Annotated in this window: 22 protein-coding genes; 11 read left to right on the top strand and 11 right to left on the bottom strand. The window is 70.7% G+C overall.

Features of this window, described 5'->3' with window-relative positions; all coding sequences use genetic code 11:
• Positions 1-1,070: 1,070 nt before the first annotated feature.
• Both ACIBLC_RS38780 and ACIBLC_RS38775 read left to right on the top strand, forming a co-directional pair.
• On the top strand, positions 1,071-1,400 hold the full coding sequence (locus tag ACIBLC_RS38780; protein WP_399216193.1) for a MerR family transcriptional regulator: 330 nt from the start codon (positions 1,071-1,073) through the stop codon (positions 1,398-1,400).
• A gap of 427 nt (positions 1,401-1,827) precedes the next feature.
• Entirely contained in the window at positions 1,828-2,037 is a 210-nt protein-coding gene (locus tag ACIBLC_RS38775) for a hypothetical protein (protein WP_399216192.1), read from the top strand.
• Between the two features lie 14 nt (positions 2,038-2,051).
• On the opposite strand, the gene ACIBLC_RS38770 is transcribed toward ACIBLC_RS38775, so the two are convergent.
• The 7 genes from ACIBLC_RS38770 to ACIBLC_RS38740 form a co-directional block, all read right to left on the bottom strand.
• Entirely contained in the window at positions 2,052-2,951 is a 900-nt protein-coding gene (locus ACIBLC_RS38770; RefSeq protein WP_399216191.1) for a helix-turn-helix transcriptional regulator, read from the bottom strand.
• Between the two features lie 172 nt (positions 2,952-3,123).
• A complete protein-coding gene (locus ACIBLC_RS38765; RefSeq protein ID WP_399216190.1) occupies positions 3,124-3,591 on the bottom strand; it encodes a cupin domain-containing protein in 468 nt (155 codons plus the stop codon).
• Positions 3,588-4,028 carry a nitroreductase/quinone reductase family protein gene (locus ACIBLC_RS38760; protein WP_399216189.1) on the bottom strand — a complete coding sequence of 147 codons (441 nt, stop codon included), beginning with the start codon at positions 4,026-4,028 and terminating at the stop codon, positions 3,588-3,590. Before ACIBLC_RS38760 ends, ACIBLC_RS38765 begins: the two co-directional genes overlap by 4 nt.
• A 320-nt stretch (positions 4,029-4,348) precedes the next feature.
• Positions 4,349-4,726, bottom strand: coding sequence for a PIN domain-containing protein (locus tag ACIBLC_RS38755; protein ID WP_399216188.1), 378 nt, complete (start codon positions 4,724-4,726; stop codon positions 4,349-4,351).
• Complete coding sequence (locus ACIBLC_RS38750) at positions 4,723-4,986, bottom strand: hypothetical protein (RefSeq protein ID WP_399216187.1); 264 nt, start codon at positions 4,984-4,986, stop codon at positions 4,723-4,725. The genes ACIBLC_RS38755 and ACIBLC_RS38750 overlap by 4 nt, the downstream gene beginning before the upstream one ends.
• A 248-nt stretch (positions 4,987-5,234) precedes the next feature.
• Positions 5,235-6,047 carry an LLM class flavin-dependent oxidoreductase gene (locus tag ACIBLC_RS38745; RefSeq protein ID WP_399216186.1) on the bottom strand — a complete coding sequence of 271 codons (813 nt, stop codon included), beginning with the start codon at positions 6,045-6,047 and terminating at the stop codon, positions 5,235-5,237.
• Complete coding sequence (locus ACIBLC_RS38740; RefSeq protein WP_399216185.1) at positions 6,044-6,898, bottom strand: alpha/beta fold hydrolase; 855 nt, start codon at positions 6,896-6,898, stop codon at positions 6,044-6,046. Before ACIBLC_RS38740 ends, ACIBLC_RS38745 begins: the two co-directional genes overlap by 4 nt.
• 96 nt (positions 6,899-6,994) lie before the next feature.
• On the opposite strand from ACIBLC_RS38740, the gene ACIBLC_RS38735 reads away from it, so the two are divergent.
• On the top strand, positions 6,995-7,900 hold the full coding sequence (locus tag ACIBLC_RS38735; protein ID WP_399216184.1) for a LysR family transcriptional regulator: 906 nt from the start codon (positions 6,995-6,997) through the stop codon (positions 7,898-7,900).
• Between the two features lie 358 nt (positions 7,901-8,258).
• Here ACIBLC_RS38735 and ACIBLC_RS38730 read toward each other — a convergent pair whose 3' ends face one another.
• Positions 8,259-8,654, bottom strand: coding sequence for a hypothetical protein (locus tag ACIBLC_RS38730; protein WP_399216183.1), 396 nt, complete (start codon positions 8,652-8,654; stop codon positions 8,259-8,261).
• A 372-nt stretch (positions 8,655-9,026) separates the two neighbouring features.
• Here ACIBLC_RS38730 and ACIBLC_RS38725 point away from each other — a divergent pair, with 372 nt between their 5' ends.
• Positions 9,027-9,632, top strand: a complete 606-nt coding sequence (locus tag ACIBLC_RS38725; RefSeq protein ID WP_399216182.1) for a sugar O-acetyltransferase — start codon at positions 9,027-9,029, stop codon at positions 9,630-9,632.
• A gap of 322 nt (positions 9,633-9,954) precedes the next feature.
• On the top strand, positions 9,955-10,332 hold the full coding sequence (locus ACIBLC_RS38720; protein ID WP_399216181.1) for a hypothetical protein: 378 nt from the start codon (positions 9,955-9,957) through the stop codon (positions 10,330-10,332).
• Positions 10,333-10,679: 347 nt separating this feature from the next.
• Here the strand turns inward: ACIBLC_RS38720 and ACIBLC_RS38715 are convergent, their stop codons facing one another.
• A complete protein-coding gene (locus ACIBLC_RS38715) occupies positions 10,680-11,654 on the bottom strand; it encodes a GlxA family transcriptional regulator (protein WP_399216180.1) in 975 nt (324 codons plus the stop codon).
• Between the two features lie 135 nt (positions 11,655-11,789).
• Between ACIBLC_RS38715 and ACIBLC_RS38710 the strand changes: the two genes are divergently transcribed.
• From ACIBLC_RS38710 to ACIBLC_RS38700, 3 genes are all read left to right on the top strand, one after another.
• The gene (locus ACIBLC_RS38710; protein WP_399216179.1) at positions 11,790-12,428 is read left to right on the top strand and encodes an HD domain-containing protein; all 639 of its coding nucleotides are present in this window, start codon (positions 11,790-11,792) and stop codon (positions 12,426-12,428) included.
• Positions 12,429-12,763: 335 nt separating this feature from the next.
• Complete coding sequence (locus tag ACIBLC_RS38705) at positions 12,764-13,690, top strand: NADP-dependent oxidoreductase (protein ID WP_399216178.1); 927 nt, start codon at positions 12,764-12,766, stop codon at positions 13,688-13,690.
• Positions 13,691-13,874: 184 nt separating this feature from the next.
• Complete coding sequence (locus ACIBLC_RS38700; RefSeq protein WP_399216177.1) at positions 13,875-14,144, top strand: GlsB/YeaQ/YmgE family stress response membrane protein; 270 nt, start codon at positions 13,875-13,877, stop codon at positions 14,142-14,144.
• A 109-nt stretch (positions 14,145-14,253) separates the two neighbouring features.
• Here ACIBLC_RS38700 and ACIBLC_RS38695 read toward each other — a convergent pair whose 3' ends face one another.
• Positions 14,254-15,780, bottom strand: coding sequence for an alpha/beta fold hydrolase (locus tag ACIBLC_RS38695; RefSeq protein ID WP_399216176.1), 1,527 nt, complete (start codon positions 15,778-15,780; stop codon positions 14,254-14,256).
• 93 nt (positions 15,781-15,873) lie between these two features.
• Between ACIBLC_RS38695 and ACIBLC_RS38690 the strand changes: the two genes are divergently transcribed.
• Together ACIBLC_RS38690 and ACIBLC_RS38685 are read left to right on the top strand one after the other, a co-directional pair.
• Positions 15,874-16,821: a MerR family transcriptional regulator gene (locus ACIBLC_RS38690; RefSeq protein WP_399216175.1), complete on the top strand. Its 948-nt coding sequence runs from the start codon at positions 15,874-15,876 to the stop codon at positions 16,819-16,821.
• A 31-nt stretch (positions 16,822-16,852) separates the two neighbouring features.
• On the top strand, positions 16,853-17,134 hold the full coding sequence (locus ACIBLC_RS38685) for a VOC family protein (RefSeq protein ID WP_399216174.1): 282 nt from the start codon (positions 16,853-16,855) through the stop codon (positions 17,132-17,134).
• On the opposite strand, the gene ACIBLC_RS38680 is transcribed toward ACIBLC_RS38685, so the two are convergent.
• Positions 17,086-18,033, bottom strand: a complete 948-nt coding sequence (locus ACIBLC_RS38680; protein ID WP_399216173.1) for an SDR family NAD(P)-dependent oxidoreductase — start codon at positions 18,031-18,033, stop codon at positions 17,086-17,088. The two genes, ACIBLC_RS38685 and ACIBLC_RS38680, sit on opposite strands and share 49 nt — an antisense overlap.
• A 109-nt stretch (positions 18,034-18,142) precedes the next feature.
• On the opposite strand from ACIBLC_RS38680, the gene ACIBLC_RS38675 reads away from it, so the two are divergent.
• The gene (locus ACIBLC_RS38675) at positions 18,143-18,808 is read left to right on the top strand and encodes a TetR/AcrR family transcriptional regulator (protein ID WP_399216172.1); all 666 of its coding nucleotides are present in this window, start codon (positions 18,143-18,145) and stop codon (positions 18,806-18,808) included.
• The last annotated feature ends 193 nt before the right edge of the window (positions 18,809-19,001 follow it).

Below are 19,001 nucleotides of genomic sequence, written 5' to 3'. Positions count from 1 at the left end.
TGCGCACGTAATCCGTTGCCGTCATGGCGTACGGATTGGTCCGAAATGGAAAATTTTGGAACAAGCCCGGTATCCGTAACGGCAGTTACGGTCGCGCGGGGTCGCCGGGCATATCGAGCGCAGGGCCTGCCGTCGGGTAGGCCGGTCAGGCGTGGGTCAGCGAGAGGCGAGCTGTCCCAGGACCAAGGCGAGCTGCTTCAGGACCAGGAGCACGGTGTCGGCGGCTCACTCCCCGGCCCGTCACCGTTCGAGGCCGGTTACCTCACTGTCGAACACACGGAAATCTGTGTTGGCCGGAGTAGACATTGGGCGGTGGTGTGGTTATGGTTTCTCTCGTAGCCAGAGATCGAGCAGGGCCCGGCAGAAACGAACTGGCGGGCAGCAGTACACAGTTGCAGTGTGCAGTGCGGTGCGGTGGTGGAGTTGCGGAGCCAGGGTTGTTGTAGGACGGCGACGGGACTGACGACCGGACCGGGTGGCCCGCGGTGATCAGGGGCCGCCGTGAGCAGGACCGCGGTTCACGCGGTGGCATTACCGGTAGGTGAAGTTGCAGTTCGTAGGACCAGCAGGACCAGCAGTGTGGTGTCAGAGGTTCCCCGGTAAAGGCGTCGGCTGCGGGCGCGCGTACCGGGAGGTTCGGCAGTGGGGTTCCAAGCCAGAGCGGACGCAGGACGGGCGACGGGGCTGGCTGCCGAAGCGTGGCGCTCACTCAAGGCCACCAGCAGTACGCATCACCGGCAGGACAGAGCAGTACCAGCAGTACGCAGTACGAGCAGTGCGCAGTACGTAGTTCCATCGGTAAGTGTTGTTCATGAGGGAAGAACGGAGGGCTTCGCGCCATCAGGATCGCCCGGGCGGAATCGCTGAGCCCGGGTACCGCAGGACATCGATAGTGAGGTGGTCTCCGGTCGAGCAACCGCGATCCCCGCGCCCCCGACAGCATGCTGGTCGGGTCCGCGGAAACAAGTAGGCCGGCGCAGCATCAGGGCCGGCAGATGGTGTAGCAGTTCCTTCGGGGCCCTGGCGCGACGAGCGCCAGGGCCCCTCCACGCGTTCCCCAGAGAGGTGCGATGACAGCAGACGACTCGTTCGGCCGGCTCGACGACGACGACTACCCCGCCTACACCATGGGCCGCGCCGCCGAAATACTCGGCACCACCCAGGGCTTCCTCCGCGCCATCGGCGAAGCCCGCCTCATCACCCCACTGCGCTCCGCCGGCGGCCACCGCCGCTACTCCCGCTACCAGCTGCGCATCGCCGCCCGCGCCAGGGAACTCGTCGACCAGGGCACCCCCGTCGACGCCGCCTGCCGCATCGTCATCCTCGAAGACCAACTCCAAGAAGCCCAACGCATCAACACCCAACACCACCACACCGCCGAGAACACGAGCACCCGATGACCTGAAGACCGAAGCACGGACACTCCCCCGCGCGTCCGCTCTTCGTCGGCGCCGAAGACGCCCCTGGCAGCGACAGCTCACGCGGGCTTCTTGGATGACGTAGTGCTCGCGCCGTCGGCTGGGGCGCCGGCCCCGGGTCCCGTGGAGAAGCGGATCCGCTCATGCTTCCGGCGTTCGCCTCACGCTGACCCGTCTCTCGGTCTGCGTCGGCCGCAGCGGCGGACTCCCCTGCCGAAAGCCTGATCGGGCTCAGGCGGCCGCCTGTCCCGTTGTCGCGGCGCCCGCGAGAGCGGAGGGCAGAGACCGTGGGTGGAGAGGTGGCGGGTGCTGCGATGCCCTCACGCTGGGCTCCGGCCCCGGACCGGCTGCCGGACGACCTTGCCCAACTCATCGGCGCCCTTTGGGCCCCGCCTTCGTCTGAGGGGCCGTGCAGCGCTTCGTAGTACTGCACGGCGCCAGCACCCGCTTCGCCGATGAGGGCAGCGTCATTGTTCGCATGGGTGCAACGCCTCAGGCGGGGTCAGCCGCGACGCAGCAGCATGACGACGAGAACGACAACGAGGATGAGGACGACGGTTCCGATACCTATGTACACGGTCTTCGCTTTCTCTCGGTGAGCGGCACCTCTGTGCCGTGAGAGTCCGAGTGCCCTCATCGCGGAGTTGCAGCCCGTTTGTTGGGTTCCTTTGCCCGATTGAGACCGTTCCGGGTGGCACGCAGGGTGTTCAGCTTCTCCGCGTCGGTGGTCTCGGCCTCGGCGGTGTACGTGATGATCCTGAGGTCGGTCCCGGCGGCCGTCAGGATGTCGAGGTCGAGAGCGATGTCGCCCACCAGAGGATGTTCGACGGTCTTGCGGTCACCGGCGTGGGTGCGGGCGGTGCCGTTGGACCACAGGCGGGCGAAGCGGGGGTTGTCTGCCCGCATGCGGTCGACGAAGGAGGCGAGTCGGGCGTCGTGGGGATGGGCGGCCGCTGTCACCCGCAGGTCCGCGACGAGGTCCTCCTCCTCGGCTTCGTCGCCCGCCCAGGACAGAACGGGCCATGCCGCGATCGGTTCCCGCGCGCGTCCGCCGCTCGAGGCGAACATGGCGGCGACGAGGTTGCGCTCGTCCCAGCCGTAGGTGCGGGGGTCGCCGACCGCGGCGGACCACATCCCGTTCCAGCCGATGATGGTCCAGTCGGCGGCGAAGACCGCGGTGGGGTTGTCTCCCAGCCGGCTCACCAGCCGGTGCACCCTCGCGGGCATCTGCCGGGACACGTTTGCGGTGGAGGGCGGTGCGAGGCGGGCGCAGCGGAACAGGTGATCGCGCTCGGACGGGTCGAGGCGCAGTGCTCTGGCCAGGGCGGTGACCACCTGGGCCGAGGGGTGGCGGGCGCGGCCCTGTTCCAGCCGGATCACGTAGTCGACCGACAGCCCGGCCAGCCGGGCCAGTTCCTCCCGGCGCAGTCCGGGGATGCGCCGGTCCTGGTCCGTCTCGGGGGCGTTGTCCTGCGGTGGCCTGCGCTCGCGCCAGCCCCGCAGGGCGACGCCGAAGTGGTTCGTCGTTGCCATGCAGGTCATCGTCGTCCCGTTGCCGTGGACCGCAGGGTGCTTCCACTGCCGTACAACAGACTCTTTGCCCGCCGCCCGCCGCCCGCCGGCTTGCCGGACGCGGCGGTGTCGGCGGCGGGGGTGTCGGCGGCGGGGGTCCGGTGCGCGGGTGAAGGCGGCGGAGGCCCGGCGGTCAGCGCGGGGGGCCGACGATGATCTGGCCGTACCTGTCGGCGGCTTCGGCCATGAGGTCGCGTGAGATCTCGAAGCCTTCGGGGCGCGGGGTGGCCAGGTCGCGTCCGGCGTGGCGGAACATGCCTTCGATGCCGCCGGGGGTGCAGATCATCAGCAGGTCGGCGGTGTCGGAGGTGATCCGGTAGCCGTGGGGAACGTTGCGGGGGAGGTGGACGATGCCGCCCTCCGACAGTTCCATCTCCTGGTCGTCGCACCACAGCAGCGCACTGCCCTTGATCAGCATGAAGACCTCGTCCTCACGGGTGTGCATGTGGTACGGCGGTGCCTCGCCCCTGCTGACGGAGAACCGTCCCACGGTCAACTGTCCGCCGGTGGCCGCGCTGTCCAGGAGGACGGCGAACTCGCCGCCGTCGAGCCATTCGAGCCTCTGCTGCTGCTCGGGCTGGGCGAGGTAGGCCATGGTCATGACGGTGTCCGTTCTGCGCGGCCGGCGGAGTCGGCGCCTTCGCCGAGGGGGATGAGCGCGATCACGGGGATGAGTCGGTCGGTCCTGCTCTGGTATCCGGCGAAGCCGGGGTAGCGGCGGGCCTGTTCGGCGTACGCGGTGTCGCGCTCGGTGCCCCGCAGTTCGACGGCGCGTACGGCGCGGATCGTGTCGCCCACCTCGATGCGCGCTTCGGGATGCGCGAGCAGGTTGTGGTACCAGTCCGGGTTGCGGTCGGAGCCGGCCTTGGAGGCGAAGACGAGGAAGCGGCCCTTGTCCGCCAGGTACATCATCGGATTCACCCGGAGTCTGCCCGAGCGCGCGCCGACGGTGTGCAGCAGGAGGAGGGGCGCCCCGCTGAAACCACCCCCGACCTCTCCCCCGTTGGTACGGAACTCCTCGATGACGCGTGCGTTCATGTCCGGTTCATCAGTCACTGCTGTCTCCGGTTCGGGCGGTGACGCGGCGGGCCCCGGCCGCGGTTCGCTTGTCCGATCATTCCCCGGGCGGCACGCCGGCCGCCAGCGGCCGGGGTAGGAACAGCAGTACCACTCCCGGGCCGGCGCGCCGCCGGTGTCCCGGTCCCCCGGCGCCGAAATTGCCGTGAGATCGGCGAGCGGCCGTTTGCCGCAACAGCAGCGCCTGCCGGTTCTGGTGGCAATAGCTGGCCGGAACGCAGACGAACCCGTCTGTGGCTGGGTTGTGAAACCCGTTGCGCAGACCGCGGTTGTGCCGCGTGTCAGGGGCTCATGGGGTTCAGGGGGCTGACGCCGGTCCCGGCGTACAAGTCGACGTCCAGGGACAGCAGGGCGGCATCGTCACCGGCCTGGCGTGCCACGATGATGGCGGCTGCGGGGTGCAGGATCCGCCAGTCCGCCTGCCGCCAGCTTCCGGCGACCAGGGCGTGGGCATGGGTGAAGTTGGCGACCGTGGTGAAGCGCCGTCCCAGGATGTCTGCCCCGGCTCCGGGTCTGTCGCGGTCGGCGACGGTGGCGGACAGAGCGGGGATCACGATCTCCGCATGTCCGTAGCTGGCCTCCACATACAAGCCGTTGAGGAATTCGTCGCCTTCGGCGAGGGCCCGGATGCAGGTGTGGTCGAGCAGAACACGCATCACGCGGCGTGGTGCTCCTGTCCGAGGCGCTGCAGGAGAGAACGGGCCCGGGCTCGGGCCTCGTCGGACACCGTGACGCCGGTGGCCTGCCGCACTTCCTCCAAGGCCTGCTGGACGCGCTGCTGCTTCTCGGCCTCGGTCAGCTCGCGTGCGACGAGTTCGGCGAGGAGGTCGTTCATGGTGGTATCGCGCTCACCGGCCAGTGTCCGCAGCCGGTCGCGTACCTCTCGTGTGGTCTTGATGCTGGTGTCCTGATCTCCCATACCCTCACTCTACCAGCAGTAGAACGACAGCCGCCCGGCGGCGCGGAGCTCTGGGGACGGCAGGGCCGGGCGTGGGTGACAGAACCGGCGCTGACGCGAGGGGAAGGGCGAGGACGGCCTGCACGAGGCCGGTGATGCGGGAGACGCGGCAGCGGAGTTCGCGCAGGAGATGCCGGTCTCGGGGGCTCCCACGGCCGCTTGTGACCGTGAGCGGGTCCCAGTCGTGGTCGGACCGTGCGACCGTGTCCTCACGCCGCCGGGCCGTCGCGGAGTACGCCGCGCACGGTGTCGAGCCGTACACCCGGGTCGAATTCCGGCAGCCACCACGTCGCGCCGGCTGTGGCGTACGGCTCGGGACGGACACCGAGCGGCAGGCTGACGGCGATGTCGTACGAGGCCATCTCGCCATGGCGCAGTTCGGTGAGGGCGCCGACGACTTCGGCGAGCTGGTCCGGGTGCTCGAGATTGGCGGGGAAGAAGCCGTCGAGCCGGGCGGCCCGGCGGACCGGCTTGACGTTGCCCGGGAATCCGGCGGCCCACACCGGCACGCCGTGCCGCTGAACCGGCCGCGGCAGGAACGCGAGGTCGTCGACGGTGTAGTGCTCTCCGCGATGGCGCACCGGTTCGCCGGACCAGGCGGCGGCCAGGATCGCCAGGGACTCGTCGAGCATCCGTCCGCGCCGTCGGTCGTCGAGCTGCTCGCCGGTCTTGGACAGCTCACCGGCGAACCGGTCGCTGCCCAGGCCCACGCCGAGGGTGAGGCGGCCGTCGCTGAGCCGGTCCAGTGTCGCGGTCTCCCGCGCGACCTTGGCGGGCCGTCGACGGGCAAGGGGCGACACCATCGGGCCGAGCCGCAGCCGTTCGGTCACGGTCGCGATCGCCGCCAGCGCGATCCATGGGTCGGCGACCTGGCGGACCGGGGCCCGCCAGGCCAGTTGGTCCCATACGAAGCAGCCGTCCCACCCGGCTTCCTCCGCGTCGGCGGCCAGGCGCGCGACCACCCGCGGGTCGGCGAGTTCGTCGAAGAGCGGCAGCCAGAGTGCCGAACGCAGCCGGTTCATGCGCGGCCTCCGTCCGTGTGCCGCACCAGGGCCGCCACGAAGTCGTCCCACACCGGCCTGGGCAGGTCGTGTCCGGCCCCCGTGAGGACCAGCAGCTCCGCACCGGGGATCGCGTCGCGCAGCGCCTCGCCGTGCGCCAGGGGCAGGAGTGGGTCGTGGTCGCCGTGGACCACGAGCGTCGGCGCCGCGATGTCGCCGAAGCCGCCCCGGGCCGGCTCATCGACCTCGATGGCGTAGTGGTTGACCAGAGTCGACGCGTAGTTCCTGGCGCGTGCCACGTCACGTTCGACCAGCGCTCGGATCGCGGCCTCGTCGAAGTAGGGCGAGCCACCGGCGTACGCCCTGGCACCGGCGACCACGTACTCGACGACCGCGGCCGCGCCGGGCGGATCAGGCTCGGCCGGCATGACCAGGTCACTCGACGGCGGCGGCAGGCCGTCGGCCCCGGTCGAGCTCGAGAGGAACGTCAGCGACGCGACCCGACCGGGATGGTCCACCCCGAGGATGTGCCCGATCCCGCCGAACATCGACTGGCAGACCATGTGGGCGCGCTCGATGCCCAGGGTGTCCTGGATGCCGAGCACGTCCAGGGTCAGGTCGGTGAACGAGTACGCCGGCTGTCCCGGCGGGTAGCTGGTGGACCGGCCGGTGTCCCGGTGGTCGTAGCGGATCACGAACCGGCCGCGGGCGGCGATCCGTTCGCACAGTTCGGCGTCCCACCACAGCATCGAGGCGGCCGACCCGGCGACCAGCACGATCGCCGGGGCCGCGGGGTCTCCGAAGGTCTCGGCACACAGCTCGACGCCGTTGACTGTGCGGAGCTGCTCGCCGTGGGATTGATGAGGAGTCATGTCCGGCACGCTAGAGCCCACCACTCCATTGTGAAAAGCGATGATTTCCGATCGATTCGATCGCTCATGGCGATTGACCTCGCTATATTGGGCCTTGTGACCCATGTCGAGCTGCGCCACCTGGCGGCAATGGCCGCCATCGCCGAGGAGGGCTCGTTCGGCCGGGCGGCCGCCCGCCTCGGGTACACCCAGTCGACGGTGAGCCAGCAGATCGCCGCGTTGGAGAGGACCGTCGGCGGGCCGGTGTTCGACCGGCCGGGCGGGCCCAAGCCGGTACGGCTCACCCCGCTGGGCTCCGTGGTCCTCACCCATGGTCGCGAACTGCTGGCGAGGGCAGGGGCGTTGGCCGATGCCGTGGAGCGGTTCAGGGCGGGAGACGGCCGGATCGACATCGGCACGTTCCAGAGCGTGTCCAACGTGATCCTGCCGTCAGTCGTACGCCGGCTGCGGGACGAACACCCCGGCTGCGACATCCGGTTGTCCGAGGAGGAGCCGGAGCAGCCGCAGATCGGCGACCTCGACCTGCTGTTCTACGACGGCCGCGTCGACGGCGACGTCGAGTACCTCAAGCTGCTCGACGACCCGTACCTGCTGGTGGCCGGCGCCGGCGCCTTCCCCGAGGGCCCGGTCCCGTTGGAGAGGCTCGACGGCGCACCGATGGTGGCCTGGCCGCTGACCTGCGACCAGCCCCTGATGGAACAGGCGGTCGCCCGCAGCGGCGCCCGTCCGCAGATCGTGTTCCGCAGCGCGGTCAACGACACCCTGCTGTCGATGGTGCGAGCCGGCCTGGGATCGGCGGTGCTGCCCTGGCTCGCCATCCGCGGTGCCGACGTCCCGTCCGACGACAGGCTCCGTGTCCACGAGCTACGGCCGTCCCCGCCGCCGCGGGAGATCTACCTGCACTGGCGGGCCGGACGCACCCACTCACCACTCGCCGGCCGGGCCATCGAGATCGCCGTCGACGTCGCGGCCGAACTCGCGCCGCCGCCGGCCAGTGCGTGACGCCTGCGGGTTGCAGCCGCGGATCCGCGCGGGCATCCGGGACGGGGTGCTCGTTCCCCGCCGGGCGGGGCAGCCGGGAAAAGCTGAACGTCGCGCCGGCGGAACCCGAGCGGGTGGCGGAAGCCGTCGTCGGCATCGCCCGCGACGCATCCGGACGGCGGCGCCACCCCGCGCGCCGGCACCGCGTCCGCCCGGCCTCTCCCCCGCCGGCATCCCCCGCCGGCCGTCAGCGGCGCGCCCGCTGACGGAGCCTCAGGATCGACGGGGCAGACCGTCCGCGGTGGTCCCTTCGAAGGCCACCGGGATTCGGCTGCGCGTCCCGAAGATCGGCTGGGTGTCCCGAAGACGGGACCGCGCGCTACTTCAGCGCGTGCGCCGCAGCCTGTGCGAGGGTGCTCGCCGCGTCGGAACGCTCCGCCTTGGTCGACTTCTTGTCGGCCAGCACCTTGGCCGCGGCGGTGAGAATCTTCTTGCCGGGCCTGCGCGACGACTTGGCCGGAGCCTGGGCCAGAGCGCTGCCCGCGGCCCTCTTCTCCGACTTCGACCGGTTCTTGGCCCGCACCGTCTTACCCGCGGCGGAAGCCGACTCGGACTTGGTCGTCTTCGCGTCGGCCGCGTCCGCCTTGCCGGAGGTCTGCGACAGTGCGCTCGCAGCGGCCGTCCTGCTGCTCTTCGACTTGCCGCCCTTGGCGGCCCGGCCTGCCGCTGAGGCGGCCTTCGGATGCGTAGTACCAGTTGCCTTCGTCTTCGCCATGTCGCTCTCCAAGCTCGTCCGTCAGTTCTGTCGTCCCAGCCGGGTACCCGAACTTCCCTGCATGCAACGGCCGGAGGCCCGACCTCCGGGGACGTGATCGTGCCGGGCGTTGCGCTGATGACCACCGGCACCACCGCCGTCGGCGCGTACGGCCCTGCCCGGGTGTCCGCCACGGGTGACGCCGCCGGGGCCACGAACGCAGGCCGTCAGCCTCGCGAGACGCGGAGTCGACGCGTCTGTTCACCCGCGGCGAACCCGCGCACCCTCCCGTTGCTCATGGCGTCTTCGCGGCGCACGTAGGCTCTCGACGCGCGGTTGACGGGGAGCGCGTCACGCCTGTGCTCGAGGGCTCGATGAACGGAGTGTTCTGCTGTGTCGCAAGCTCATGAGGAGGAAGTCCTGGCCCGGATCGGCAAGGGTCTTGTCTACACCGAGCCGGAAGCAGCCTTCCAGGCCCCTCGACGCCGCACCGAGCAGATCTTCGAGTACAACCACACCCCGCCGAGCGAGACGGAAAAGCGCCGGTCGCTGCTCGTCGCGATCTTCGGATCGGTCGGAGAACGCACGGTGCTGCTGCCGCCGTTCCACGCCGGGTTCGGAAGCAACGTCCACGTCGGTGACGACTTCTTCGGAAACGTGAACCTCACGTGCGTCGACGACGTCGAGATCCGTATAGGCAACGGGGTCATGATCGCCCCCAGCGTGACCCTGACCACGACAGGGCACCCGGTGCATCCCTCCCGGCGCGTGGACTTCGCACGGTTCTCGGAACCGATCGTCATCGAGGACAAGGTGTGGATCGGCAGCAACGCGGTCGTCCTCCCCGGCGTCCGTATCGGATACGGATCGGTCATCGGCGCCGGCAGTGTCGTCAGCCGCAGCATTCCCCCCATGACTGTCGCGACCGGAACCCCCTGCCGTGTGCTCCGCCCCATCACGGACGACGACCTCACCACACGTACGGCGGGCGGCAGTTAGCCCCGCGCTTCCGCGAGCCGCCCGGTCCACCGGCCGGCCGAGAAAGCGGGAGGCCCGGGAGCCGGCGTCAATGGCCTCGACGGAGACGTTCTCTCCGGCCTCGGTGGCGGTGGCGTGGTCCGCGATGACAGAGCGGGAGGAGTGGCCGAAGCCGGCCTGCTGAGCGGCGGGTTCCCCACCCCTGTCATCTGTCAGGGACGCGACGTGCATGGCGCGATCTACCGTTCGGGGCGCCGGCCGGCGCCGGCGCGGGACGACACCTCGGCCGCTACGGCGGCTGGAGCCGAACCCTGTTCACCTTTCGCCACGTTGGGAGATCATCATGCGCAAGCGGAGTTCCGCGGCCCTTGCTGCCTCTGCCGCCATCCTCGGCGTCATCGCCATCGCGCCGAACGCGTCTGCCGAGCCCAGCCCTCCGGACTGCCCCACAGGAAACGTCTGCGCCTGGAATTCCTCAGCCACCAACAGTCCGACGATCCTGAGGACAGAGGGCAACTGGTCCGGGTCGCTGAAGGTGGGCTTCATCATGAACAACGGCTTTTCCAGCCCCGGATCCGATCACATCCAGGCCACCTGGGTCTTCGACGGAGGCACCTACAACAGGTGTCTGCACTTCAACCCGGGCCCCGGTGAGTACAAGCTGGCCTTCGGTCCGCAGGGAGTGGAGCTGAAGAGTCTCACCTGGCGTGGCGAGTGCTGATCGGGAGCGAGGTGAACGCTCCAGCCGGGTGACCGCGGCAGTCGTCATGACGTGATGCCGGCGGACGGGTGCTCCATCAGGAGTCCCGATCGACTGAGGACTCGCGCCAGGTGCCGCCGGTCGGTACGCCGCCGGTCGGTACGGCGCTGGTGCCTGGCTCTCGCGGCGACGGCTGTGGACGCGGCACACCGCGATGCTCCGGATGCCGGAGGAACTGCCGGCCCGGGTCGACGACTTCGCCGGAGCCACAGCTGAACCGGGCCGGCCATCCGCTTCATGCCGGTCTCTCGTCGTGGCGTCAGTACCTGACCGGCACGGTCACGGACCAGCGCAACGCCCGCCGGACGCTACTCGGCCTGCGTGCGGCGGGCGGTGGCGAACCGGCTCTTGTAGGCGGCAGGGCTGATGGACATCTCTCGCGCGAAAACGCGGCGCAGACTCTCGTAGCTCGGGAAGCCGGCCAAGGACGCCGTCTGCGTCGCGGTGTAACCCTGGTCGAGCAGCGACTTCGCGATGCCGAACCGGATCGACTCGACGTACCGGGCCGGCGTGGTGCCCATCTCGTCCTGGAACAGCCTCGTGAGGTGACGCGTACTGATGTGCAGACGCGCGGCCAGTTCGGCGAGGGAGTAGTCGCCGGCGGGATCCGCCGTGACCAGATCGACGACTCTGCGCAGGGCGGGCGACCGGGGCGGCGGACCCTGCAGGGGCGCGGAGAACTGTGACTGACCGCCCGCCCGTTGCAGGTAGACCACCAGGGAACGGGCCACCTCCCGGCTGACGTCGGGGCCGTGATCCTCCTCGACGAGGGCCAGCGCGAGGTCGATGCCGGCGGTGACACCCGCGGAGGTGTAGACAGTGCCGTCGCGCACGTAGATCGCATCGGGTTCGACGCGGGTCTTCGGGTGCCGGGCGGCCAGTTCGCCCGCGATCTTCCAATGGGTGGTCGCCCGTCTGCCGTCCAGAAGTCCGCTCGCGCCCAGGACGAAGGCACCGGAGCACACGGAGGCGACCCGGCCGGAACGGGCTGCCAGATCCTTGGCGGCTTCGGCCAGATCGCGCGTCACAGGGGTTCTGGGATAGATGTCTCCGCCCGGCACCAGGAACGTGTGGGGGTCCGGCTGCGTGACGGCTCTGCCGTCGACGGCGATCCGCATCCCGATCGAGGAGGCGACGTCGGCACCTGTCGTCGACACCAGGGCGATCCGGTAGTCGGCACCGAGCAGATTCGCTTCCCCGAACACTTCGGCGGGGCCGACGACGTCGAGCAGTTTGACCCGGTCGTAGACGAGGATCGCCACCCGGTGCACGCCGGAGCTCACAGACCCATCCTGAGATGACTGGATTCGAGTGGTTCACGGCCGGACCGAGGCGGCGCCAGGGACCGCACGGTCGGCACCGTGGAGAACGGACGCCCACTCCCCCCGTCGTACATCGCACCAGAAAGCACGGACACCATGACCGACATCATCGCAGGGGTGCAAATCCCCGAAACCTCGGCTGTCACGGAAGCCACGGACTTTCTTCGGGAGAAGACGAATCCCCTGATCTTCCACCATTCCCGGCGTGTATTCCTCTTCGCCTCCCTCCACGCGCGAGAGCTGGACCTCCGGCCGGATCCCGAGTTGCTCTACATCTCGGCGATGTTCCATGACGCGGGCCTTTTGATCCCGTTCTCGGACACGCAGCAGCGTTTCGAGCTGGACGGCGCCGACCACGCGCGGAAGTTCCTGCGCGACCGCGGGTTCTCCCCGAGCGCCGCCGAGGTGGCCTGGACAGCGATCGCCCTGCACACGACCCCGGGGCTTCCCGGCCGGATGGGCCCCGAGACGGCCGCCACCAACTACGGCGTGCTGACCGACGCACTCGGCTGGGGGCTGGACCGGCTGGACGGCGACCAGGTGGACGAAATCGTCGCCACGCATCCGCGCGGTGAGTTCAAGAAGGAGTTCCTGCAGGCATTCGTCGACGGCCTCAGAGACCGCCCGGACACCACGTACGGAACCATCAACGCGGACGTCCTGGAACACTTCGTTCCCGGATTCCGCCGTACGTCGATGGTCGAGCGCATCATCGCTGCGCCGTGGCCGCGGTAACCCGGCAGCAGCCGGGACCGAACCGACGCAACCGCCCGCGACTCTCGCCACCCCTCTCCTCGTCCGGGTTCACGCGCCGCCTTCGGCATGCTGACGGTCCCGGTCCCCCATGGTGACGGTCCTCCGCACCATGTACGGCGTGGGACCGCTGGGAGCCCAGCCGGCCCTGGGACCGGTGAGCGACACCCGATCCCCGAAAGGGCCGACGGTCGCACCACCCGGAGGAGGGCGGCTGATCCATGCCGCTCGCTCTCCAGTGGCGACGGCTCCCCGTCAAAGATCCACTGAGTGTCTGCGTCCGGAATCTCTCAGTCCACGACACGAAGGGAATGCTCGTGCAAGCCATCACTGTCCGGGATCGCGAGGCCGGGGTCGCGGGGCTGACCCTCGACGACCTTCCCCATCCCCACGCCGCCGAGAACGACGTCATCGTGCGCGTGCACGCCGCGGGCTTCACCCGAGGAGAACTCAGCTGGCCCGCGACCTGGACCGACCGCGCGGGCCGCGACCGCACCCCGAGCGTGCCCGGACACGAGGTGTCGGGGGTGGTGACGGAACTCGGCTACGGGACGACCGGCCTCACCGTCGGCCAGCGGGTCTTCGGACTGACCGACTGGGCCCGCAACGGCTCGCTCGCCGAGTACGTCGCCGTGGAAGCCCGCAACCTCGCCCCGCTGCCCGCCGATGTCGACCACACGGTGGCAGCCGCGCTGCCGGTCTCCGGCCTGACCGCCTGGCAGGGCCTGTTCGACCATGCCCGTCTCGCCCCCGGCCAGACCGTCCTGATCCACGGCGCCGCCGGCACGGTCGGCTCGATCGCCGTCCAGCTCGCTCACGAAGCAGGAGCCCGGGTCATCGCAACGGGACGCTCTGCTCACCGGAACACCGTCCTGGATCTGGGCGCGCACGCGTTCCTCGACCTGGAAACCGGCCGACTCGAGGACACCGGCCAGGTCGACGTCGTGTTCGACGTGATCGGCGGTGACATCCTCGGCCGCTCGGCCGCCCTCGTGCGCCCCGGCGGCACACTCGTCACCATCGCCCACCCGCCCACCGTGCGCCCCGACGACGGGCGGGCCCTCTTCTTCGTGGTGGAACCCGACCGCACGCGCCTCGCCGACCTCGCCCAGCGAGTGCGGGAGGGCCGACTCCGGGTAGGAGTCAGCGCGGTCCGGACGCTGGCCGAGGCAGCCGCCGCCTTCGCCCCGCGACAGCACGTCCCCGGCCGCACGATCATTCGCGTCGTCGAGGACAACGGGTAAGAAGGCCCCCGCTGGTCACCTGGACGATGCGCAGCGTGCCCCAGTGCGCCAACTCCTGGCGCGCGCTGCCGGTTCGCGGATCCCGCGAGGTCCGCCCCACGCGTGTGCCGAGTTTGAAATCGCAGAAACGGAACACCCGGGTTCCTGACACGGTTTTTATACGACCAGGTAGGAGACACACATCATGGGCATCATCGCCTGGATACTCATCGGTCTGCTCGCGGGCATCATCGCCAAGATGCTCATGCCCGGCAAGGACCCGGGCGGCATCATCATCACGATGCTCATCGGCATCGCGGGAGGCCTCCTCGGCGGCTGGCTCGGCAAGGTCCTCTTCGACGTCGACTCCATCGACGGCTTCTTCGACATCTCCACCTGGATCGCCGCCATCGTCGGCTCCCTCATCCTCCTCGCCCTGTACCGGGTCGTCACCGGAAACCGTCGCCGCGCCTGACCGAACCACGCACACCGGCGAAACGGCTCCGTCCTCCATGGAGGACGGAGCCGCCCCCTTTTTCGGCCCGCAGCCCGGAGCGAACTTCGGCGTACCACAGCGGCCCGGATCAGGCCGTCAGGTGGGCCAGTACCGAGCGCATCGCGCGGTGCACGGCCTCGCGCGACTCCTCGGTCGGGTCCAGGCTCTCGAAGCCGTGACGGCCGTGCGGCACATCGACCACCTCGACGTCCACCCCGCAGTCCTTGGCCGCGGCCAGGAACTCCTCGACCGTGGCGGCGATCTCGGGGATCTCGAGCCCTGTCCGGGTGAGCACGATGGGCAGGGCGCCCGCATGCGCCACCGTCGCCGCCGGGTGGAACCGGCCGGCGGCCATCCCCCAGTTCGGCAGCGGCGCCAGGACCGGGTAGGTGGCCGCCAGGCAGCGCAGCCACGGCGGGGGCGCCCCCAGCCAGTCCGCCGTGATCGGACCGCCGCCCGAGAAGAACCACAGCGCGACCCGGTCCGCGTCCACGCGCGGATCGGCCCGGACGACCTCCACCGCGGCGGCCACGTCCGCGGCGGCGCGCTCGTAGTCGGCGACGTCGTGCAGGCGGTGGTCCAGGGTCACGCCCACCACCCCCTGCCCGGCCGCGTACCGGGCGTACCCCATCAGGGTCGGCCAGTCCCGCGGGGTCGGCCGGGCCTCGGCGGGCAGCGGGCCGCCGTGCACGAACACCACCGCGGGCCGCGGGCCCTGAGTACCGGGCAGGTACAGGTCGACGTTCCCCGTCCGCTCACGAGGGAGGTCGGGCACGTCCAGCAGGAACGGCCGCAAGTGCGCGGGCGGCCGGCCGGCGCCGGCCGGCTTCAGCCGGTGCCCCTCACCGGCCGCGGCCCGCAGCAGGACCTCCGCCAGTTCGGCGGGGCAGGACAGCATCGGCCAGTGCCCGGTGGGGAGTTCGAAGAAGGTCACCCGGGCGTCGGCCAGGGCCTGCAGGGCACGGTCGCCGAAGTCCACCCGCATCTGGACCATGTCGATGCCCGCGCCGTTGCCGTTGCACAGCACCCCCGTGGCGGGGAGGGCGGCCGCCGCGCCGGTGAGCCGCAGCGGCTGAAGCAGGGTGCCCAGCGGCTGCGGCGCGGCGAGGGCCGTCAGCCGGTCCAGCGCCGCGTCAGGGACGCCCGCCGTACTGCCCCAGCGCCGCCACTCCTCGCGGGCCGGGGGCGACAGCTCCCCGTAGGCCCCCGCTCCGTCCACCCCGGCGCGCTCGCCCACCCGTGTGCGCAGGGACTGGTCGGGCACCGCGGCCAGGGCCGGTACGCCGTCCTGCGGCATCCCCGCGTCCAGGTGGACGATCCGGGCGATGTGATCCGCGCGCCGGTCGGCGGCGCCCAGCACCGGGTGGATGCCGTAGTCGTGGCCGACCAGCACGATCTCCCGGCCGGCCGCCGCGCGGACCGAGTCGATCACCGCGAGCACGTCCGCGATGTGCGTCTCCAGGTCGATGCCGGCCTCCGCGGCGGCGAGGGGCCCGTCGAGTCCGGTGAGGGTCACCGCGTGGACACCGGCGCCCGCCGCGGCCAGTCGCGCGGCGGTGTCCTCCCACACGTGTGCGCCGGTGAACACGCCCGGCACCAGGATGAATTCGGTCATGGCCCTCTCCTCGTACGCCGTCGTCCGCGGACCGGCTCGATCACCCGTCCGCGCCTGCCCGTACGGTAGGAACTCCCCCTGAGGGAGGTTCAAGTGCCCACGCCACACGACGGTCTGTGCACGATCGGTGAACTCGCCGAGCAGGCGGGGGTCACCGTCAAGACCGTCCGCTTCTACTCCGACCGCGGCTTGTTGCCGGAGGCGTCCCGCAGCGCCGGCGGGCATCGCCGGTACGGCCCCGACGCGCTCGGCCGGCTGCGCCTGATCCGCTCCCTGCGCACCCTCGGTCTGCCGCTGCCCGAGGTGCGGCGCATCCTCGACGAGGAGGACGAGGCGGGCAGCGCGCTGGAGGACGCCGTCGCCGGACAGCTGCGCGGACTCGGCTCCCAACTCAGGGCTCTGCGCTGGCGGGAGGCGGCGCTGCGGCTGGTGCAGGAGTGCCCGCCCGGGGAACGGGCCGGCCGGCTGCGCCTGATCGGCGCGGTGCCGGCCCCGCCGAGTACGGCTCCGCTGGCCCGGTTCTGGCGCGGCTGGCTGCCGTCGCGGATGCCGACCCGGTCGACCGCCGCGTTCCTGGAGGTGGCGGTTCCGCAGCCGCCCGAGGACCCGGCACCGGCCCAGGTCCTCGCCTTCGCCCGGCTGAACGCCTTCGTCTGCCGTCCGTGCACGGGCGCCGAGCGGCCCCAGCCCCGGGCGCACGCGATTGCGGGGGCCGGCGGGTCGGCCGTGCTGTACGCGGGGCTGGCCGAGGCGTACGAGCTGGCGGGCACGCAGCTGCGCGGGGACCGGGAACCGCGCCCGGGTGAGGCACTGGACAGTTTCGTGGCCGCGTACGTGAGCGCGTACGGCACCCGGGACACCCCGGACTTCCGCCGCATGCTGGCCGGGCAGCTCGCGGCCGACCCGCGGATCGACCGGTACTGGGAGTGGGTGGCCGAGGTGATCACCCCGCGGGGCGGCCCGACGGAGCCGACACCCGGTTCCGCACACGACTGGCTGCGCGCGGCACTGGAGGCGCAGACGGCCGCCGCGACTGCCTGAGCCCGCGAGCCGTACTCCGCCGCGCCGCCGGGTGCTTCAACGAGAGGCAGGCCGCCGGACCCCGAGGGCGTACGTCCTCGGATCTTCTTTCAGCAGGTCCCCGGGGCAAGACCGCCAAAAGCGCCTGCACCTGGACGTACGCGCCGCACCCGGCCTGCACGGCGACGAGCCGATGGCCGCCCTCGGAGCGGAGTGCGAGTGCCTCGTCGGTCTCGGCGCCACCCGCTTGCGCCGCGACGAGCCGGCGCCTCCTACCAGCGCGGGCTACATCGCGATGGCCGATCCGGAGGGAACCGAGTTCTGCTTGGACTGAACGGCGGGGAACTTCACCCCGGTGAGGTCTTCGGAGACGGCCCACAGCCGCTGCTGGACGGCTACCTCGTACGACTCCGGGCTGGAGGTGACCAGCCGGGGGTGGCCCATGACCTCGTTGCGTCCGCCGGGACCGTAGTACTGGCCGCCGAGCGCGGCGGGGTCGGTGGCGGCGCGCAGGGTCGGCAGCGCGCCCATCGCCGGCGTCTGGGTGATCAGCGGCGCAAGCCAGGTGAGCGGAAGCCGGAGGGCCGCGGGGGTGTTGCGGGCGAGCTCGGTGCTGGACACCCCGGGGTGCGCGGCCACCGCGACGGTGGTGCCGTGCGTGGCGAGCCGGCGCTGCAGCTCGTACGTGAACATCAGGTTGGCCAGCTTGGACTGACCATAGGCAGCGACCCGGCTGTACGACCGCTCCCACTGCAGGTCGTCGAAGTGGATCGCGGCCCGGATGCGGTGGCCGGTGCTGCTGACCGTCACCACGCGCGAGCCGGGCACCGGCAGCATCAGGTCCAGCAGCAGCCCGGTGAGCGCGAAGTGGCCGAGGTGGTTGGTACCGAACTGCATCTCGAAGCCGTCCCGGGTGCTCTGCTTCGGGGTGTACATCACGCCGGCGTTGTTGATCAGCAGGTCGATCCGGCCGAGCCGGGACCTCAGCGCCGCCGCCGCGGTCCGGACGGAGTCGAGCGAGGTCAGGTCCAGCGCCTGCACGGTCACGTCGCCGGTCATGCGGGCCGCGGCCTGCTCGCCCTTCTCGACGTCGCGCACGGCGAGCACCACGGAGGCCCCGCGCTCGGCGAGCGCCTTGGCGGTCTCGTACCCCAGTCCGGTGTTGGCCCCGGTCACCACGGCCACCCGCCCACGCTGGTCCGGAATATTCGCCGTTGTCCACTTCTCGCTCATGCCAGGCTCCTAACTAACTAACGTACCGAAGGTATCTTGTGCCGACGACGTTAAAGTACTCGCGGTACGTTGTCAACGTACCGCAGGTACTTAAGTTAGGCTGGTGATCGTGACTTTCCAGCGGGCGCGAACCGAAGAGCAGCGGGAGATCCGCCGACGGGCGATCCTCGACATGGCGTCGGCGATGCTCGACGAGATGCCTGTGGCCGCGGTCACCCTGAACGAGCTCAGCCGCCGGGTAGGCCTGGCGAAGCCGAACGTGCTGCGCTACTTCGAGTCTCGCGAGGCGGTGCTGCTGGAACTGCTGGACCACTTCCTGCAGGAGTGGCTGACGGAACTGGCAGGCGAGCTGGCCGCCGGTATCGACGAACATCTGCCCATGGCCGAGCGGGCGGCAGCGGTGGCCGAGATCCTCAGCCGCTCGCTCTCCGGCCGAGTGGTGCTGTGCGACCTCTTCGGCGCGCAGGGCAGCGTCCTGGAACACAACGTCTCCGTCGAGGTCGTAGCACGCTACAAGCGCGCCTCCCTGGACCGCCTGACAACCATGACCGCCCTGATCCAGAAGTACCTGCCGGAGCTGGGCGAGAACGCGACACTGTTCAGCCTGCAAACCATGGTCATGGCCGGCGCGCTGTCGGCGTACAGCACACCCCCGCCCAGCCTGCAGGCGGCCTACCAGGCCGAACCCGACCTGGCCCGCTTCCACTTGGAGCTGAAGGACTCCTTGAAGCTGGCCCTGACCGCAACTCTCCTGGGCGTGCTGCCCCGCCGCTGACCTGCGTTGCACTGGACAGGCCAGAACCTCGGCATTCCGCTGGCCCTGACCACTTCGGACTCCGCGTCAACGCTCTTCCTAGGGCCCGGCGGCGGCTGAGCCGTCACGCCGACGACGGCGGCAGCGCCCGGCGGACCTGGTCGACCGAGGTGTGCAGAGCCGCGGCGAGTGCGGCCCTCTCGGGCACGCTAGC

The organism is Streptomyces sp. NPDC050535, assembly GCF_044457665.1.
GTDB lineage: Bacteria > Actinomycetota > Actinomycetes > Streptomycetales > Streptomycetaceae > Streptomyces.
This window is presented reverse-complemented; position numbering and strand designations above follow the sequence as displayed.

Excerpts from the sequence above, each read along its gene's own strand:
- ACIBLC_RS38745 (WP_399216186.1), bottom strand. The coding sequence starts at position 6,047 with ATGAACCGGCTGCGTTCGGCACTCTGGCTGCCGCTCTTCGACGAACTC.
- ACIBLC_RS38765 (WP_399216190.1), bottom strand. The coding sequence starts at position 3,591 with ATGACCATGGCCTACCTCGCCCAGCCCGAGCAGCAGCAGAGGCTCGAA.
- ACIBLC_RS38680 (WP_399216173.1), bottom strand. The coding sequence starts at position 18,033 with ATGAGCGAGAAGTGGACAACGGCGAATATTCCGGACCAGCGTGGGCGG.
- ACIBLC_RS38695 (WP_399216176.1), bottom strand. The coding sequence starts at position 15,780 with ATGACCGAATTCATCCTGGTGCCGGGCGTGTTCACCGGCGCACACGTG.
- ACIBLC_RS38720 (WP_399216181.1), top strand. The coding sequence starts at position 9,955 with ATGCGCAAGCGGAGTTCCGCGGCCCTTGCTGCCTCTGCCGCCATCCTC.
- ACIBLC_RS38700 (WP_399216177.1), top strand. The coding sequence starts at position 13,875 with ATGGGCATCATCGCCTGGATACTCATCGGTCTGCTCGCGGGCATCATC.
- ACIBLC_RS38750 (WP_399216187.1), bottom strand. The coding sequence starts at position 4,986 with ATGGGAGATCAGGACACCAGCATCAAGACCACACGAGAGGTACGCGAC.
- ACIBLC_RS38710 (WP_399216179.1), top strand. The coding sequence starts at position 11,790 with ATGACCGACATCATCGCAGGGGTGCAAATCCCCGAAACCTCGGCTGTC.
- ACIBLC_RS38760 (WP_399216189.1), bottom strand. The coding sequence starts at position 4,028 with ATGAACGCACGCGTCATCGAGGAGTTCCGTACCAACGGGGGAGAGGTC.
- ACIBLC_RS38730 (WP_399216183.1), bottom strand. The coding sequence starts at position 8,654 with ATGGCGAAGACGAAGGCAACTGGTACTACGCATCCGAAGGCCGCCTCA.
- ACIBLC_RS38740 (WP_399216185.1), bottom strand. The coding sequence starts at position 6,898 with ATGACTCCTCATCAATCCCACGGCGAGCAGCTCCGCACAGTCAACGGC.
- ACIBLC_RS38780 (WP_399216193.1), top strand. The coding sequence starts at position 1,071 with ATGACAGCAGACGACTCGTTCGGCCGGCTCGACGACGACGACTACCCC.
- ACIBLC_RS38770 (WP_399216191.1), bottom strand. The coding sequence starts at position 2,951 with ATGGCAACGACGAACCACTTCGGCGTCGCCCTGCGGGGCTGGCGCGAG.